Raw genomic sequence first — 17,202 nt, 5'->3', positions numbered from 1 at the left:
GGTGGGAGTCGGTGTCCGTGTCGCTCTGACTTGGAATAAGTTACGCGAGTGTTCATCGAAATAACAAATCGCCTGGTCACAGGCTTTTGGTCGGTAAACTTCAGGGAACCCAGTACCTCTGCGCCAACTCTTCGACGATCGGATCGCCCTCTTTCGCCTGTTCGAGGGCCTCGAGATCGTCAGTCACCGCCAGCAGCCGGGAATCGTCGCCTTCTGCCTCTCGAATCGGGCGACGACCATCCTCCGCGAGCTGCCGCAGCAACTTCTCACGCACTCGGACCTTCAGCGAATCAGCCATACCGCCAGCATGTTCCTTCAGTACGGCGATGTCGAGTGCCTGCTCACCTATTCGTCGTCCTTCTTCTTGCCGAAGACCCGCCTGGCTGTCGGAATCAAAACGATCAATGCACCGAGCAGCACAATCAGCGAAAAGACCTGCATTGCCATATCGACCTCATCTTCCGTTCAGGCCGGCGCGAGCCAGCTGCCCCAAGGGGTGTTCCGCACAACCGTAAACGCAACAAGGGTTCCGAGCACGACGATGGTCGCAACTGGATTGAGCACGATCATCCGATCATCCGTTCCCCTCCATCTGCGCCCAGCCCAGCGCACCCACGCCACTGTCAGCACTAGAACGAGCGGAACGATCAGAGCATTGCTCGACATGGCCGCACCGACATCGAGGTTGGTCAGATCGTTGACTGCCCGCAGACCTCCACACGCCGGACACCAGAGGCCCGTCACCGCATACAGAGGACAAATGCCGTAGCTCCCCGCGTTGTGCGGATCTCGGAGGTGCAGAAGTGCAAATGCCGAGACCCCCGCTGCAGCGACACCGGCCGGCACTGAAAGCGCCCGCCAGCCTCGCACTGCGGAGGTCTCGGCATTCATAAGCTCCACTGTAGAAGCAGGAGTCGCCGAACCTGATCTATTGCGCGCGAATGACGACGGAGCGCACAACCATGTCGTGCCAGCACTGACTCTTCGCGTCCCAGAGCGGCCACAGATAGTTGATGAAACACGCCCCGCCGAGGATCGACACCATGATCCATCGCAGAAGAGCCATTCCCGGCCCCAATGGAACACCATCGGATTCTCGGACCACCGAGATTCCCAGCCACTTCTTGCCGAGCGTCTGGCCGGTGTTTCCTTGACGGAAGACGTAATTCCACACCTCGATCAGCAAGATGGCCAGGCCGCCGACCACCATGACAGCGATTCCAGCACCGTTCACGCCGTCAATGTTGCTCGATTCATAGTTGTCATACGTGCCGTAGGTGTCGTAGGTAGTGACTTCGGCGCCGGAGAACGCGATCACCGCACCGACGATCATCAAGATCACGCCAGGCAGCGGCACGATGAAGTTGTCGAGCAAATAGGCCCAGACTCGCGAAATCCACGACGCGTACGGATAAGCAGGCTGCGGCGGGTACCCCTGCGGCGACATCGGCGGCACCTGTCCGTACTGCGGCGGCTGGCCCGATCCCCAATTCTGCTCCGACATCGCGGTCTCTCCCCTGCTCAGGCGCGCATGCGCACGATCAGGATAAACCGGTCGTCGAGTTTGTGTACGTACAAACGGCAAGAGCCCCACACCCAAGATTACGGGTGTGGGGCTCTTGACCGAGCTGCCTGAGAGAATCGAACTCTCGACCTTTTCATTACGAGTGAAATGCTCTACCGACTGAGCTAAGGCAGCGTGCCTTTCGGCGAGGGCGAGTCTAACTGGTCAACCCCCCGAACGCGAAAACGGGGGTCTGAAAGCCTCCCCGATACGTGCAACCATCGCGTCGAGAGCCCATTGCAACTTGACGTTGAAATCGACCGCCTCACGGCAAGCCAGCACTGCTTCGATGCACGTCAACAGCCCTTCTGGCGAAGTGCGAGCAGCCAGTTGAGCGGCTTCTGTCGTCTTATCCGGATGTGTGGCTGTCGACGACGATCCCAGCGAATAAGACAACGCGTCCCGGTACATGCCGGCAAGGTCGATCAGCGTCCGGTCGAGAAGGTCACGACGCCCTCGCGTATCGCGAGATTTCTGTCGATCCTCGAGTTCTTTGATCAATCCGGCGGATCCGCGGATGGCACCGGCAGTGCCCTTGCCCGTACCTCCGGCACCGAGCGAGACCTTCAGTTCTTCGAGCTCTTGTTCCTTGAGATCGGCATAGAGCGCCTTGGTTTCCGATTCGATCGACTTGACCAAAGCCTCGGCCGCTTTGTACGCCGTGGATGCGGAAGCAGCGTCGAAGGCAAGACGCAATGACCGTGATCGTTCATCGCGGGCACTGTCATCGGTAGCCAAACGCCGCGCTCGACCGACGTGTCCACCGCTGATGGACGCGGCAAACGCCGCCTGTTCGGAAGAAAGCCCGTCGCGCTCGACCAATACCTGCGCAATCGACTCGACAGAAGGAGTCACCAGTGGCATATGCCTACATCTCGACCGCAGTGTGACCGACATGTCCTCGGGATCCGTCGTGGGCGCGCACAGCAGGATGACAGTGCGGTCCGGCGGCTCTTCGACAACCTTCAGAAGCGCATTTGCAGCGCCCTCGGTCAACCGATCGGCATCTTCCACCACGATGATCTGCCAGCGTCCGGTAGTCGGCCGGCGAGACGCGATATTGACGATCTTGCGCATTTCTTTGACCGGGATGCTCAAGCCGACAGGAACGATCCGTCGTACGTCACCGTGGGTTCCGGCCATCGTCGTCGTACACGCATGGCACTCGCCGCATCCTGGTTCGCCGTCTGACGTGCATTGCAAGGCTGCGGCGAAGCAGAGGGCCGCAACGGAACGCCCGGACCCTGGCGGGCCCGTGAACAGCCACGCATGACTCATGTCGGAACCGGTGGAATCGCCCCTGGCGGCCAGCGCGGCGGCTCGCAAACTCTGCTCGACGTCGTGCTGGCCTACCAGCCGGCCGAACACACCGCGTTCGGCCACCTCAATACTCATGCAAAAACCCTAACCGCCGGTACCGACGAGCCCGGCTCAATCCTTCTTCGCCGGGGCCTTCTTTGCAGCGGCTTTCTTGGCCGGAGCCTTCTTGGCAGCCGTCTTCTTGGCGGCGGCCTTCTTGGCCGGAGCCTTCTTGGCAGCAGCCTTCTTCTTCACCGGTCCGCGAGCACGGCGGTCAGCCAGCAATTCAGACGCGCGAGCATCCGAAATTGACTCGACCTCGTCGTCCTTACGCAAGCTGGCGTTGGTCTCGCCGTCAGTGACGTACGGACCGAATCGGCCGTCCTTGATCACCATCGGCTTCTCGCTCACTGGGTCGACGCCCAGCTCACGCAGCGGCGGAGTAGCCGACGCCTGACGTCCACGACGCTTGGGCTCGGCATAGATCTTGAGCGCCTCGTCGAGCGTCACCGTGAACATCTGCTCCTCGTCCGCAAGCGAACGAGAATCGGTGCCCTTTTTCAGATACGGACCGTAGCGGCCGTTCTGCGCGGTGATCTCTTCCTTGGACTCCGGGTCGACACCGACAATGCGCGGCAGCGAGAGGAGTCGCAACGCGTCTTCGAGCGTGATCGTTGCCAGGTCCATCGACTTGAGCAACGAACCCGTGCGCGGCTTGGGACCGGCAACCTTCTTGGCAGCCTTCTTCGCGGGAGCCTTCTTGGCTGCGGCCTTCTTCACCGCAGTCTTCGTGCTGCCCGCACTGATCTCTTCAGGCTCAGGCACCGGAACGATGTCTGGTTCCGGTTCGGCCGGCGGCTCAGGCAACAATTCCGTGACGTAAGGACCGAAGCGGCCCTCCTTCGCAACGATTTCGTGGCCGGTCAGTGGGTCGACACCCAGCTTGCGGCCCTCTTGAGGCGTCGAAAACAGCTTTTCCGCGTACTCGGGAGTGAGCTCGTCCGGCGGCAGATCATCAGGCAGATTGGCCCGCTGCGAGATCAGATCGCCTTCGGGATCGTCCGGATTTTGGACCATGCGCTCGAGGTACGGACCGAACCGTCCGACGCGCACGTGAACCTCACGACCCTCGGCGTCGTCGAACAAACGGATGGAGTTGACCTCGCGGGCGTCGATCTCCTCGAGATTGACACCGACCATCTTCTTCAAGCCGCCCTCGCGGGCCACAGAACCTTCGGCGCCGGTCTCGCCGCCGAAGTAGAAGCTGCTCAGCCAGTTACCGCGCTGCTCTCGTCCACCAGCGATGGCGTCGAGGTCGTCTTCCATGCCGGCGGTGAAGTCGAAGTCGACCAGACGGCCGAAGTGCGCTTCGAGCAACCCGATGACCGCAAAGGCGACCCAGGCCGGGACCAACGCACTGCCACGCTTGTAGACGTAACCGCGGTCGAGGATTGTCTTGATGATCGACGAGTACGTCGACGGACGACCGATGCCGAGTTCTTCAAGCGTCTTGATGAGGCTGGCTTCGGTGTATCGCGCCGGCGGGTTGGTGCTGTGACCGTCCGGATCGAGCTTGGTTGCCGTGACATCCTGGCCCTTGACCAGCACCGGAAGTCGGGATTCTGCGTCGTCGGACTGTCCGCCGGCCTCTTCGTCGACACTCTCGACGTAAGCCTTGAGGAAGCCTGCGAACACAATGGTGCGACCCGAAGCGGAGAACGTGCAGTCCTCGCCCGTGCCCGCTGTACCCGAGATCCGCAGTGTCAGCGTTGTTCCCCGAGCGTCGGCCATCTGAGAAGCGACGGTGCGCTGCCAGATGAGTTCGTACAGCTTGAACTCGTCTGCATCGAGCTTCGAATGCAACTGCCCGGGGGTCTGGAAAACGTCACCAGCCGGACGGATCGCCTCGTGCGCTTCCTGCGCGTTCTTGACCTTACGGGTGTACTGACGAGGCGTCGGGTGGACGTACTCCGGCCCGTACAGCTCGCTGGCCTGTGTACGAGCAGCCTCGATCGCCGACGCCGACAGCGTCGTCGAGTCGGTACGCATGTAGGTGATGTAGCCGTTTTCGTACAACCGTTGCGCGATACGCATGGCCCGCTCGGAGGTGAAGCGAAGCTTGCGTCCGGCCTCCTGCTGCAGCGTCGACGTCATGAACGGCGGGTACGGCTTGCGGGTGTACGGCTTGTCCTCCGCGGAGGAAACCGTGAGGTCGACGCCCTGCAGTGCTTCCGCGAGACGACGCGCATAGGCCTCGTCCAACACAGTGACGGCGCTGCCCTTGAGATTTCCGTCGGGTCCGAAATCGCGACCCGAAGCGACGCGCGAACCGTCGACAGTGACGAGACGAGCACCGAAACTACGCGGGCTGGCCTCGACACCGGCATCGAGAGTGGCAGAGATATCCCAGTACGAAGCCGACTTGAACGCCATGCGCTCACGCTCACGCTGAACGATGACACGGGTCGCCACAGACTGAACACGACCAGCCGAAAGCTTCGGCATGACCTTCTTCCAGAGAACCGGGCTGACCTCGTAACCGTAAAGACGGTCGAGGATACGGCGGGTTTCCTGGGCGTCGACGAGGTCGGTGTCCAACTCGCGAGTGTCTTCGGCGGCGGCACGAATTGCCGGCTCGGTGATCTCGTGGAAGACCATTCGACGAACCGGAATCTTGGGTTTCAGGGTCTCGAGAAGATGCCAGGCAATGGCCTCGCCCTCACGGTCAGGGTCAGTTGCGAGGAATAGCTCGTCGGCGTCCTTCAAGAGCGCCTTGAGCTCGGCGACCTTGCCCTTCTTCTCCGGGCTCACGACATAGAGCGGCTCGAAATCGTTGTCGACGTTGACGCCGAGACGGGCCCAGGACTCGCCTTTGTACTTGGCCGGAACATCCGCTGCACCGCGCGGCAGGTCACGAATATGACCGACCGATGCCTCTACGACGTAATCTTTACCGAGGTAGGGAGCGATTTTGCGCGCCTTGGTCGGTGACTCGACGATCACGAGGCGACGAGGGTTACCGGACGCTCCCTGACCGCTGCCGTTGTCCGCTTTAGCCACCTGCTGCCCGAACCTTCCTTTGGACGATCACTGCCGTCGGCAATGACGATCTACTGCCGTCGGCAGTACTGAGAACTAGACGTCTGGAGCAATTTATACCCCGTGCCGCCCTTTACAGAGTGACATACCCACAACACATTCGTGCAGATCAGTACAGTATGGGAACCATCAGACATGTGGCCAAGCTGACTCGACGTCCACGTGACGGGGTGCCTCCCCGAGGTATTCGACGAGCTTCGTCAGTCTCTTCTTCCCGGAAACTCGAAGCCCCGGACCCGGTGTCCGATTACCCAATTGAGTGGGTGCGATACCCACCCGCATCAACGCCTGCGCCAGCGGCGCATGGGTGTTGGTGGCATGCGGGTCGAGACCGAAGACGAAGCGGTCGCCGTCCTCTTCCAGCCGACCGGCCGCGACGGCCCAGACCCGGAGTTGGCGCGAGTTCGGGACCCAACCAGCCGGAACCGACTTCACTGCGCCTTTGGTCCACTGCACGGACAGCGGCAGCAATGCCGGCGTCGACTGCGTACGTACCAGCGGGCTGCCTTCTTCGCTGCGCGTCACCTCCGCGCCGAGTCCGCATTGCGCGATTAATTCCGCGACGGCCTGCGCTCGCCAGTCTCGATCCACGACGATGGAGATCCGGGCACGATCCTCGGTGGTCACTACCTGACCGGGTCCGGCCAGCATGCCGGCGAGGTCGGTCACGGCGGGAGGAATCGACTCGGCGGAGAAAAAGGACAGTTGGCTCACAGAGTGCAACGTAGGGCACGAAGACCAGTCCGGCATAGACGGCCAGTCAGCAGGCGGGTTGAAGAATCAACTTCCGGCCGCGGGCAACAACACGAAAAAGAATGTCCCCCACCGCTACGCACCTTGCGACGCAACGATGAGGGACGATCCTGCCCAAAACTATTCGCCCGAAGTACGAGCGGAAGAATCAGACTGCGCGAACGCCGGTCGCCTGGGGTCCCTTGGTTCCCTGGCCGACCTCGAACTCCACGCGCTGGTTCTCCTCGAGGGTGCGGAAACCGTTGCCCTGGATCTCGGAGTAATGAACGAAGACGTCTGCGGAACCGTCTTCGGGAGCGATGAAGCCGAAGCCCTTTTCAGCGTTGAACCACTTCACAGTGCCCTGTGCCATGCTTTTCCTTCTCTTTCTAACACCGGATTCGATGAACTGCCCTTATCAATTCACCGGGCCGGTTCCGACCGCCGTACTTTTGTTTCCCCCAGGCTTGAATCCTCGCAGGAAAGGCAAGACACCGCGCTCGCAACAACGATCCTGCGAGCGTGCACTTTCTCAAGCCTACGAACACAGAAGCTGCGACCGGTTGTCAGTCAACCATGTTCTGCACGTACAGAACAGTCGAAATACGTTAAAAATTTGCTACGAGAAAAACCGTCTGGCGGCAGTAATCCCGGAGGTCACAGCCACTACCCCACGCCGACACGATTCAGAACCGATGCGTATCATCAAAACTGCAGGTAACGGCAGTTTCGCACTGCCGGGACACCCCGAACGCCGATCCCGGAGAGTCACGTGAACGCAGCCTCCCCAATTCCTGATCCCGGCGGGACACCTGGCGAAACCTACGGACAGATGCTTCTCGGCCGCGTCGTCGCGGGTGTTACCGGAAACGAAGATCCGTTGACCTTCACGGCGCAACTACCCGCTCGCCGTGCCCGGTTCGCCGAATGGCCGGAGTGGTTGCACCCCAGCGTCGTACGTACGTTGCGCGAGCACAGCGTGACCGCCCCCTGGACGCATCAGAGCGAAGCTGCCAATCTGGCCCATCACGGGAACCACGTCGTCGTTGCCACCGGAACAGCGTCGGGCAAGTCACTGGCATACCAACTTCCGGTTCTGACTGCGATGGCGTCGGACCCGCTCGCTACTGCGCTGTACCTCTCCCCCACCAAAGCGCTCGGCAGCGACCAACTACGAGCAGTACTGTCCCTCACCGACTTCGACGCCGAACTACGGGGAACCAACCCGAGCGCGTACGACGGGGACACATCGACGGAACTTCGCACTTGGGCGCGTGAAAACTCGCGATGGCTGTTCACCAATCCCGATATGCTGCATATTTCGCTACTCCGTACCCACCAACGATGGGCACACTTCTTCCGCAATCTGAAATACGTGATTGTCGACGAATGCCACTCCTACCGTGGTGTCTTCGGATCCAATGTCGCCCTCATTCTCCGCCGATTGCGCCGCATCGCCGCCAGGTACGGAGCCGAACCCACCTTCATCCTGGCCAGCGCGACCACCGCCGACCCCGGTGTAGCCGCCTCCCGGTTGATCGGCGCTCACTGCGCCGAAGTCACGGACGACGGATCACCCCACGGACCACGCACCGTCGCACTCTGGGAACCGCCACTCGTACCAGCGCTCACCGGCGAGAACGGCAGCCCGGTACGTCGTCCTGCAGGCGCCGAAGCAGCCCGGATCATGGCAGACCTGATGATCGAAGGTGCTCGCACCCTCACCTTCGTCCGTTCGAGGCGTGGCGCCGAACTGACCGCCCTGGCGACCAAACGTCTACTCGCCGAGGTCGACACCGATCTGGCCGAACGCGTCGCACCGTACCGAGCCGGATACCTCGCGGAAGATCGTCGAGAACTCGAAGCAGCTCTCGCGGACGGCACGCTGCTGGGAGCCGCGACCACCAACGCCCTCGAACTCGGCGTCGACATCGCCGGTCTCGATGCCGTTGTCGTAGCCGGATTTCCGGGAACCGTGGCGTCGTTCTGGCAGCAAGCGGGCCGGTCCGGCAGACGAGGCGAAGGATCGTTGGTCGTATTGATCGCCCGTGACGATCCACTCGACACGTACCTCGTTCACCACCCCGCCGCGATTCTCGAGAAACCGGTCGAGGCTACCGTCACAGATCCCGGAAATCCCTACGTTCTCGGACCTCAACTTCTCTGTGCTGCAATGGAACTCCCCCTATCGGAAGCCGAGGTCGAGGCTTTCGGGGCACTCGAGGTCCTGACCGCACTCGCCGAGCAGGGCAAGATCAGGCAACGCAAACACGGCTGGTTCGTCACTGCGGATTCCAACCCGCACGGCTCCCTCGACATTCGCGGCGGCATTGGTACCCAAGTCGCCATCGTCGACGGTCAATCCGGCCGAATGCTCGGAACTGTCGACGCCGGACGCGCGCCCGCCACCGTCCATCCGGGTGCAGTGCACATCCACCAAGGTGAGTCGTACGTTGTCGACGAACTGGACTTGGAAGTCGGACTGGCCCTCGTCCACGCAGAGAATCCCGACTGGACCACCTCAGCGCGCGAAACAACTGAAATCACCGTCACCGAACAGCTCGAACACAAGAATTACGGCGACATCGCCGTATCGCTCGTACGGGTCGAGGTCACGCATCAAGTTGTCGGATACCTGCGCCGACTGAACTCCGGCGAAGTCCTCGACTCGATCGAACTCGACATGCCCGAACATACTTTGCAGACCCGGGCCGTGATGTACACGATCACGCCAGAACTACTCGAATCCGTCGGTGTTGCCCCGGAACGGTTCCCGGGCTCACTCCACGCAGCGGAACACGCCGCGATCGGACTCCTACCTCTGGTGGCGATCTGCGATCGAGGAGATATCGGCGGAGTCTCCACTGCGGTACACGCCGACACCGGCCTGCCCACCGTCTTCGTCTACGACGGCCATGCCGGCGGCGCGGGATTCGCAGATCGCGGGCACAGTGAGCTCTCCCGCTGGCTCACCGCCACCCGCGACGCGATCACCTCGTGCGAGTGCTCCCACGGCTGCCCGTCGTGCGTCTACTCACCCAAGTGCGGCAACGGAAACGACCCACTCGACAAAGACGGTGCCGTAAGAGTTCTGACGGCGGTCCTTGACACCATCAACTGAGCACCTACCCGGACGGCCCGGCCCGGGCGGATGCCTCGGCGTCGCCGATACCGAAGGCCGACAACAACACCGGCGCCCGCACCCGAACAACAACATCCCACTCCTCGATCACACACTCCTCGAGAACAGTCCGCATCCGCACGGCAACTTCGGCGGCCTTCGCGCACCCGGCGCCCCCACCACGATCGAGTGCTCCGGCACCGGCCAACGCAGAAAGGTCTGCCGAGGACTGGGCACTGTGGCGGGCGACAACTGCAGAACCGACATGCAGGAATCCTCCGGTAGCCACTACGATTCCCGCCAGCGCAATGCATGAAAAGACTGTTGCGACACCGTCGTCGGACCGGATATTCATCCACTCACCCCTGGTTCGACCGACGCCACTGCCTCCGCTGAAATGTTCACCATGGGTAGCAATGCACTGTCTGCGCTCACCACCGCCACGGCAAATCCGTCGACGATCTGCACCGAAATTCGTGCATCGGAAGGACCGATACGACGCGCCGTGGTGATCGCATTGTCGCGATCACCACGCGCAGTCAGTCTTGCCGCCTCACGAGCAGCATCCACGCACCGAACTTGCATCGACACTGCCAGTACCGCTCCGATGCAGAGCACGACTACAGCGATGATCGAGGCGAGACCGATCGCAGCCTCGACTGTGACTGCACCGTCGTCGGATCTGCGAATACTGCTCGTGGACAACATCACACAGCTGTCTTGAGCGCTTTGTCGATGATCCCGGTGAGGGCTGTGACAATCGAATCACCAGTGACCACTGAATAAAGAACCGCGCCGAACGCTGCAGCCGCTATGGTCCCGATTGCATATTCTGCCGTGGACATACCGTCGTCATCGGTAACCAGCAGCGTCAACCGGGCGGACAACATACCCATCATTTCGGACATCATTTTCCCCTCCTGTAAACCGCGACAGCTGTTCTGCCGCGGAAGAATTGCGCTCTGCGTCAGATCAATCCGTCGCCGAGTACCGAAGTTGCCAATCCGATCACGACCGGCACTATTCCGAGGCACAGAAACGCAGGCAGAAAGCACAGCCCGAGCGGCCCGCTGATCAGCACACCGGCGCGTTCCGCCGATGCTGTTGCGGAATCCTCCGCCTCGCCTCTGCTTCGATCTGCGAGTTCAGTCATCGCGACGGAAAGTGAAGTACCGGAACGCGAAGACCTGCGGGCCAACCGCGCAAGCGATTCCGTGCTGGGATCGAGGGCAGCCTCGCTCCAGGCCACATCCGGATCTGCGCCCAAAGCCAAAAGGTCTGCCACCCGGCGGAGCGAGCCTGCCATCGGGTTCGGTGCCGTAACGGCAACGGCAGCAACAGCCTCCGCGACCGGGAGCCCTCCCCGCAGACAGGCGGACAGCAGATCGAAACTTGCCGCCACGGCGAGAGGATCAATGTTGTCGATGTGCGTCTCCGGGCCGGAAACGACAGCCTCGGCCCCACGAAGTATCTCCGCAGTCCGGGACAAAGAAGTGCGGGCATTCGGAACGACGAGGAGCGAGCAACCGACCATCAGTGCCGCCTGCCACATCATGAGCTGACTTTCGCGGTGATCTTGTCGGTCCACAGCAGACCCAGGGAAACAAACACGGTTCCCGCGACGAGCATCATCCCGCCGACACCTCCCCCGAAAAGCACGGTCAATGGGGACGCACCCATCAGTTCGCCCAATCCGATACCGAGAAGTGGAAGCCCCGCAAGGACCGATGCTGTGGCCCGCGCTCCAGCCAATCCCGCCTCGGTGCGCTGACGAAAGCGTTTGCGACCCAACATATCCGTCCGTACCGCGTCGAGCAGATCGGCGAGAGCCAGCCCGTGGTCTTCGGCCACCGACCATACTGATCCGACTCGCGCCAACTCACGCTCGACCAGCGATCCGACAACTCCGAACGCGTCAGCAGCGGAGCCGCCCAATCGAGCCCGGGCTGAACCCCGTCGAAACACTTCCCCGACCTCACCCGCGCACTCCTCACCGGCAACGGCACACGCCGAAGCCGGATGCGCACCGATCCGCAACTCCGCGATCAGGATCTCCAAGCCGGCAAGCAGGACAGCCAGTTCCGAGTCTCTCGACCGGGTTGCTTTCTTCCGCAGGCCACGAAGCATCGTCGTTCCGCAGATCGACGCGACGGCCACCACCGCCGAGAACCCGCCGAACATCCAACCCAGGAAGATCACCAGAGTCGCCACCGGCAACAACCACGGCACTTTCCGGGATGCACGTGCAGACCGATCAACAAGAGCGCCAAGCCTTGTACGCGAATCCGACACCGGCGCAACCATTACGGACAACGCGCACAGCAACAACGTGACGCTCATCGAACGAGGCTCTCTCGATCACGAAGGCGCAACAGTCGCTCGAGTTGATCGCGGCCCGGACCCACCGCCGGCCAGGCCTCGTTGATACGCACGAAACCATCGGCGCCACGCTCGATTACGCCGATCTGTTCGAGTCGCCTGGATCCGTCGGCGCTGCGATGAACGTGCAGGATCACCTGGACTGCTGCGGCAAGCTGACTGTGCAACGCATTTCGGTCCATCCCACCCAAAGCTGCGAGTGCCTCCAGCCTGGCCGGCACCTCCTCCGGAGAGTTGGCATGGATGGTTCCGGCGCCGCCGTCATGACCCGTGTTCAAAGCTGTCAGAAGGTCGATGACCTCGGCTCCACGAACTTCTCCGACCACGATGCGGTCCGGTCGCATCCGCAGCGCCTGGCGCACGAGATCGCGTACCGTCACCTCCCCGACACCCTCCACATTCGGCGCACGTGCAACCAACCGAACGACATGGGGATGCGGCGGAGCCAACTCTGCGGCGTCCTCGACACAGATGATCCGCTCGCGGGGATCGACGACACCCAGGACCGCCGACAGCAATGTAGTTTTTCCGGCGCCGGTTCCACCGATCACCAGAAACGCCAAGCGGCACGCAATGATTCGATCGAGCAACGTTCGAGCCCCCGGCTCGATCGCGCCGCGTTCACACAGTGCGTCGAGCCCCTGCGTCGCCGGCCGAAGCACGCGCAAGGACAAGCAGGTTCCGCCCTGTGCAACCGGTGCGAGAACAGCATGTAGCCGAACACCGAAGTGACCGTCACCCACACCACGCAAACGACCGTCGACCCACGGTTGCGCGTCGTCGAGTCGTCTACCCGCCGACAAAGCCAACCGCTGCGCGAGGCGTCGTACCGACGCCTCGTCGGCAAATCTCACTGTGGTTCGCTCCAACCCGAGACCTCGATCCACCCACACCTCGTCCGGCGCGGTCACCAGAACATCGGCGACTCCGGGTTCGTGTAAAAGCGATTCGAGCGGGCCCGCACCGGTTAGTTCGGTCTGGAGGATTCGCAGTACCTCCAGCAAGTCGGTATCACCGAGCACCCCCGAGGATTCGGCGCGGACAGCATCCGCCACCGTCGCCGCTGTCGGCTCCAGGCTTGTCGACGCCGTCAATCGTTCACGGACTCGCTCGAGCAGGGCTGCCGTGACCAGGCCGCTCATGCTGCGGCGCCCCAGATGCGTGCCCCTGAGGTAATCGCGTCCAGAACGGCGCCGGAACCGACACTCAAAGGGCAATGGCGCGTCAATTCCAACCCGCCGCGCTCGAGCATCGATGCCAGCGATCGATGCCCACGCATGACCGCAATCAACGGCAACCCGAGCATGTTCGCGACATCGACCCCGCGGAGACCTCCCGGAGCCGGACCCCGCACCAGCAGCCCGATATTCGAATTATGTTCCGCCGCCCACACTCCCACCTTCTCGGCCGCGACACATGATGCCACCGTCGCCGGGACGACCATCACCACGAAGTCCGATGCTTCGAGAACCGCTTCGACTACCGGGCTTCGATCACGCGGAACGTCGCATACAACCACACCGCCCGACCGTCGTCCGGCGTCGAGCACCGCCCCCACAGCCGTGACGGAAGGACCGCGAACTTCCCGCCTGCTGCACGCCAGCACCCGCAGATCCTTTCCCAACGCGGGAAGCGCATCGCGAAGCGCTTCCGGCGACAACCGTCCACCCTCGACCGTCAACGCCGACCAACGCACCCCCGGAACAGAATCGATACCAAGCACGACGTCGGCGCCGCTGCCGAGTGCGTCGACGTCGACAAGCAATGTCGGTGTGCGACGCGCAGCGGACGTCAAGGCAATGGCAGCGGCACTCACAGAAGCCCCCGCTCCACCGCAACCACCGACAACTGCCACGACTGTGCCGTCGCCGCGGCTTGCAGAATGCTCGGCCAGCACGGCGACCAACGCATTCTCGTCGGCGGGCAACGTGAACACGGCCTGCGCCCCGATGGAGGTGGCGTACTTCCACTCGTCGATCGTGGGTTCGCCCTCGTTGACGATGAATACACGCGAACGTCTGGGGTTGCGACTCGAACAAGCTCTCGCACTCGCCACGTCGAGAACTACGGCCGACGCTCGATTCCATTGCTGGCGCGAGACCGGATGTATCGCCTCGTCCACTGGCCGATCAATGGCGGCAGCGACGCGTCGCACACTGGCGAGAACCATCGGATCGTCGACCATCACCAGGACATCCGCGCCGGTCTGCCCTGGGTTCGCTGCTGCCATCGAGTTCATGGGCAAGAGCCTGTTCTCGATCGCCCGGAAACGACAGACACCCGAAGAAGTCTGTGGACAACTCGCGGTCTGTGGATAACTCACGCGACTGGGCGAGCGACTGCCCCAGGAAAGGGAACGACCCCCGCCGGGGGGAGGCGGGGGTCGTCCATCAGTTCAGCCCCGGGGGGTTGGGCTGAACTCGTCCGAACGAATCGAACTGCGCTAACCCTACACCGCGGCAATCCGAAAAATGCAAGCCTGAGCAGCACTGATTCACAGATTTCGCCGCAGAATCCCACGCTTTCGCGACACATACGAACCGTCGGTCGGACTATCCTCGGTAGCTGTGACCGACAAGCTTGCGAATGGACTGACAACCGGGCGGACTGCCGCTTTCTTCGACCTCGACAAGACCGTCATCGCCAAATCCAGCACGCTGGCTTTCAGCAAGCCGTTCTTCGCTCAGGGATTGATCAACCGACGCTCCGTCCTCAAGAGCAGTTACGCCCAATTTCTGTTTCTACTCTCCGGTGCCGATCACGATCAGATGGAACGCATGCGCGAACATCTCACCGCAATGTGCGCCGGGTGGGATGTGGAACAGGTGAAATCGATCGTCGCCGAAACTCTGCACGACATCGTGGACCCACTCGTCTATGCCGAGGCTGCCGACCTGATCGCCGACCACAAGTTGCGAGGGCACGACGTCATCGTGGTGTCCGCTTCCGGAGAGGAAATCGTGGCTCCGATCGCGCGGGCGCTGGGGGCAACCCACTCTGTCGCGACGGCTATGAAGGAAACGGACGGGCACTACACCGGCGAGGTCGAGTTTTACTGCTACGGCCCCGGCAAGGTGGAAGCTATGGAACGACTCGCGGACCGGTACGGCTACGACCTCAGTTCCAGTTACGCGTACTCCGATTCCGTAACCGACTTGCCGATGCTCGAGGCAGTCGGGCATCCTACGGCGGTCAACCCGGATCGCGCACTTCGTAAGGCAGCGGCTGGAAACGGTTGGCCCATACTGACTTTCTCGAATCCGGTATCACTGCGGGCACGGTTGTCGGCGCAGTCGAACACTACGGTCGCAACTACCGCGGCAGTGGGCATCGGGGCCTTGACTGCCGGGGTCGTGACGTTTGCACTGTTGCGCCGAAAACGCTGAAATCCGAAGCCCACAAACAAGAATTGCCACTTGCTGTGAGCGGCAACACAGAGTACAAAGGAGTTACGGAAGAACAGAAGGCCAGGAACGGCTCGGAAGAGAAGGACCGTTTCCCCAACTGAAATTCCCAGCACGGGCACTAGGGCACCCACGCGGAGCACAAGCCACTATAAGGGCAGAAGCGTTGTGGGCCTGCGAGATTCGTTCAGTTTGAGCGAGGACTCCGCACAGGTTGCGGAGACAAACTCAGAAGAGCGATCCCTCGCCGAGGCCACCCACACAACCCACCGAGCACGCTTGGTAACGAGCAGTCCGTGCTAACGGGCGGCGAAGTCGATTCATCGGCAGCGCCGCCCGTTTTGTGCGTGTGTGTACCAAGCTCTTGTGGTGGACCTAGCCTGCGGCAGCAGCATCAGCAATCGACCCGGCTTCGCGAGCCCCGGCTTCGAGAGCGCCACAGCACAGAATCACCCAACTGCCGACGCCTTCGGCCCGACCGGAGGCGAACCCCGCAGCACCGTCCGCATACGCCTGCGGCCTACGCAACCAACTGACCTCCGGGACACCGAGGTTGTGCGGATCCAACCCGGACGACACGGCAACCAGACGCGAAGCCGCCCGCGCCACAATTCCGTCGGCAGTGCCGAACGGACTCAATGCCAGAAGTTCACCGTGAACAACAGCGGCAAGAACCGGCGCCGGCGCCGACGTACCACCGGTGACGAGTTGAGCCAGGGCGTCGAGGCGTTCCCCTACTCCGCGATCCGATCGAGGCCTCCCGAGTTCGTCGGAATCCTCCACCAGGTCCGCGGCCGCCAGCAGATGCAAACGCGCCAATGCCTGCAATGGTGCCCGCTTCCACGTCGCTTCCATCAACGGAAGGCTGTCACCATCGAGCGCCTGGGCGACCCGCAACGCGCCGGCCAGAATCGGATCTCCCGCCAGGCCCTCGGCCGGCAACACCGTTGATCCGCCGGCCAGGGAGGCCGAGGCGCGGGCGGCTCGAACCGCCGCCTCCGCAGCTGTCGTGGGCCAACCCCGTCGATTGGTTTTGTGCCGATGCACTTCACCGAGCGCGTCGCGCGCATGATCAGCGGCGGCAAGAACGCCGGGGAGATCTACGAGGGGCTGCAAGGGATCAGTCACGATCAACGACGGTACCCGTCGGGTGCGCCCGAAAAGTAGCCGCCCGCTTGTCGCCGTCGGCAACCACCCGTCGCATTGATTCGACCGATTGTCGCAGGACAAGCAGTTGCAACGTGATGCAACGGTGCGATTGACAGCTCTTGTGACTACCCTCACACGGAGTGATGTACTACCGATCTGAAGCGAAAGAAGGCCGTCAATCATGACCAGTGCAGCCGAAACAGACGTCCCGCAGGCGTACCCGCCCAGCGCAGAATTTGCTGCGGCCGCCAACGCCGGACCGGAACTCCAGGCTGCCGCCGACACCGACCGCCTCGCCTTCTGGGCTGACCAAGCCGAACGTCTGCACTGGCACGAAAAGTGGACCGACGTCCTCGACTGGACTGACGCACCCGTCGCCACATGGTTTGTCGGCGGCAAACTCAACGTCGCCTACAACTGCGTCGACCGCCACGTCCTCGCCGGCAACGGCGACC

Annotated in this window: 18 protein-coding genes and 1 tRNA gene; 3 read left to right on the top strand and 16 right to left on the bottom strand. The window is 62.3% G+C overall.

Features of this window, described 5'->3' with window-relative positions; genetic code table 11:
• Positions 1 to 100: 100 nt before the first annotated feature.
• The 8 genes from QM600_RS25535 to cspE form a co-directional block, all read right to left on the bottom strand.
• Complete coding sequence (locus QM600_RS25535; protein WP_283264486.1) at positions 101 to 298, bottom strand: hypothetical protein; 198 nt, start codon at positions 296 to 298, stop codon at positions 101 to 103.
• 167 nt (positions 299 to 465) lie between these two features.
• Entirely contained in the window at positions 466 to 891 is a 426-nt protein-coding gene (locus QM600_RS25530) for a DUF2752 domain-containing protein (RefSeq protein WP_283264485.1), read from the bottom strand.
• Positions 892 to 928: 37 nt separating this feature from the next.
• Positions 929 to 1,504 (bottom strand): RDD family protein, encoded by a 576-nt coding sequence (locus tag QM600_RS25525; RefSeq protein ID WP_283264484.1) that lies wholly within the window; start codon positions 1,502 to 1,504, stop codon positions 929 to 931.
• Between the two features lie 122 nt (positions 1,505 to 1,626).
• Positions 1,627 to 1,699, bottom strand: a tRNA-Thr gene (locus QM600_RS25520).
• Between the two features lie 30 nt (positions 1,700 to 1,729).
• Complete coding sequence (locus tag QM600_RS25515; protein WP_283264483.1) at positions 1,730 to 2,959, bottom strand: DNA polymerase III subunit delta'; 1,230 nt, start codon at positions 2,957 to 2,959, stop codon at positions 1,730 to 1,732.
• Between the two features lie 36 nt (positions 2,960 to 2,995).
• On the bottom strand, positions 2,996 to 5,923 hold the full coding sequence (gene topA / locus QM600_RS25510; RefSeq protein WP_283264482.1) for a type I DNA topoisomerase: 2,928 nt from the start codon (positions 5,921 to 5,923) through the stop codon (positions 2,996 to 2,998).
• 168 nt (positions 5,924 to 6,091) lie between these two features.
• Positions 6,092 to 6,676, bottom strand: a complete 585-nt coding sequence (locus tag QM600_RS25505; protein WP_169632425.1) for a hypothetical protein — start codon at positions 6,674 to 6,676, stop codon at positions 6,092 to 6,094.
• Between the two features lie 187 nt (positions 6,677 to 6,863).
• Positions 6,864 to 7,067 (bottom strand): transcription antiterminator/RNA stability regulator CspE, encoded by a 204-nt coding sequence (gene cspE, locus QM600_RS25500; RefSeq protein WP_003946117.1) that lies wholly within the window; start codon positions 7,065 to 7,067, stop codon positions 6,864 to 6,866.
• A gap of 459 nt (positions 7,068 to 7,526) precedes the next feature.
• Here cspE and QM600_RS25495 point away from each other — a divergent pair, with 459 nt between their 5' ends.
• Positions 7,527 to 9,815: a DEAD/DEAH box helicase gene (locus QM600_RS25495; protein WP_283264487.1), complete on the top strand. Its 2,289-nt coding sequence runs from the start codon at positions 7,527 to 7,529 to the stop codon at positions 9,813 to 9,815.
• A gap of 4 nt (positions 9,816 to 9,819) precedes the next feature.
• On the opposite strand, the gene QM600_RS25490 is transcribed toward QM600_RS25495, so the two are convergent.
• The 7 genes from QM600_RS25490 to ssd are packed head-to-tail and all read right to left on the bottom strand — an operon-like array spanning position 9,820 to position 14,433.
• On the bottom strand, positions 9,820 to 10,170 hold the full coding sequence (locus QM600_RS25490; RefSeq protein ID WP_283264481.1) for an Rv3654c family TadE-like protein: 351 nt from the start codon (positions 10,168 to 10,170) through the stop codon (positions 9,820 to 9,822).
• Positions 10,167 to 10,523, bottom strand: a complete 357-nt coding sequence (locus tag QM600_RS25485; protein WP_283264479.1) for a TadE family type IV pilus minor pilin — start codon at positions 10,521 to 10,523, stop codon at positions 10,167 to 10,169. The genes QM600_RS25490 and QM600_RS25485 overlap by 4 nt, the downstream gene beginning before the upstream one ends.
• A complete protein-coding gene (locus QM600_RS25480) occupies positions 10,523 to 10,726 on the bottom strand; it encodes a DUF4244 domain-containing protein (RefSeq protein WP_283264478.1) in 204 nt (67 codons plus the stop codon). Before QM600_RS25480 ends, QM600_RS25485 begins: the two co-directional genes overlap by 1 nt.
• Positions 10,727 to 10,782: 56 nt before the next feature.
• Positions 10,783 to 11,370, bottom strand: coding sequence for a type II secretion system F family protein (locus tag QM600_RS25475; protein ID WP_283264477.1), 588 nt, complete (start codon positions 11,368 to 11,370; stop codon positions 10,783 to 10,785).
• Positions 11,367 to 12,155, bottom strand: a complete 789-nt coding sequence (locus QM600_RS25470; protein WP_283264475.1) for a type II secretion system F family protein — start codon at positions 12,153 to 12,155, stop codon at positions 11,367 to 11,369. The genes QM600_RS25475 and QM600_RS25470 overlap by 4 nt, the downstream gene beginning before the upstream one ends.
• On the bottom strand, positions 12,152 to 13,336 hold the full coding sequence (locus tag QM600_RS25465; protein ID WP_283264473.1) for a TadA family conjugal transfer-associated ATPase: 1,185 nt from the start codon (positions 13,334 to 13,336) through the stop codon (positions 12,152 to 12,154). The genes QM600_RS25470 and QM600_RS25465 overlap by 4 nt, the downstream gene beginning before the upstream one ends.
• Positions 13,333 to 14,433 (bottom strand): septum site-determining protein Ssd, encoded by a 1,101-nt coding sequence (ssd, locus tag QM600_RS25460; RefSeq protein WP_283264472.1) that lies wholly within the window; start codon positions 14,431 to 14,433, stop codon positions 13,333 to 13,335. The genes QM600_RS25465 and ssd overlap by 4 nt, the downstream gene beginning before the upstream one ends.
• A gap of 328 nt (positions 14,434 to 14,761) precedes the next feature.
• Here ssd and QM600_RS25455 point away from each other — a divergent pair, with 328 nt between their 5' ends.
• Positions 14,762 to 15,580: an HAD-IB family hydrolase gene (locus QM600_RS25455; protein ID WP_094270933.1), complete on the top strand. Its 819-nt coding sequence runs from the start codon at positions 14,762 to 14,764 to the stop codon at positions 15,578 to 15,580.
• A gap of 393 nt (positions 15,581 to 15,973) precedes the next feature.
• Here QM600_RS25455 and QM600_RS25450 read toward each other — a convergent pair whose 3' ends face one another.
• Positions 15,974 to 16,726 carry a Fic family protein gene (locus QM600_RS25450; protein WP_283264470.1) on the bottom strand — a complete coding sequence of 251 codons (753 nt, stop codon included), beginning with the start codon at positions 16,724 to 16,726 and terminating at the stop codon, positions 15,974 to 15,976.
• Positions 16,727 to 16,928: 202 nt separating this feature from the next.
• Between QM600_RS25450 and QM600_RS25445 the strand changes: the two genes are divergently transcribed.
• Positions 16,929 to 17,202 (top strand): acetyl-coenzyme A synthetase N-terminal domain-containing protein (locus tag QM600_RS25445; protein WP_283264468.1); only part of this gene is annotated, 274 nt, incomplete at its 3' end.

The sequence above is a fragment of the Rhodococcus sp. IEGM 1379 genome, from assembly GCF_030056815.1.
GTDB lineage: Bacteria > Actinomycetota > Actinomycetes > Mycobacteriales > Mycobacteriaceae > Rhodococcus_F.
This window is presented reverse-complemented; position numbering and strand designations above follow the sequence as displayed.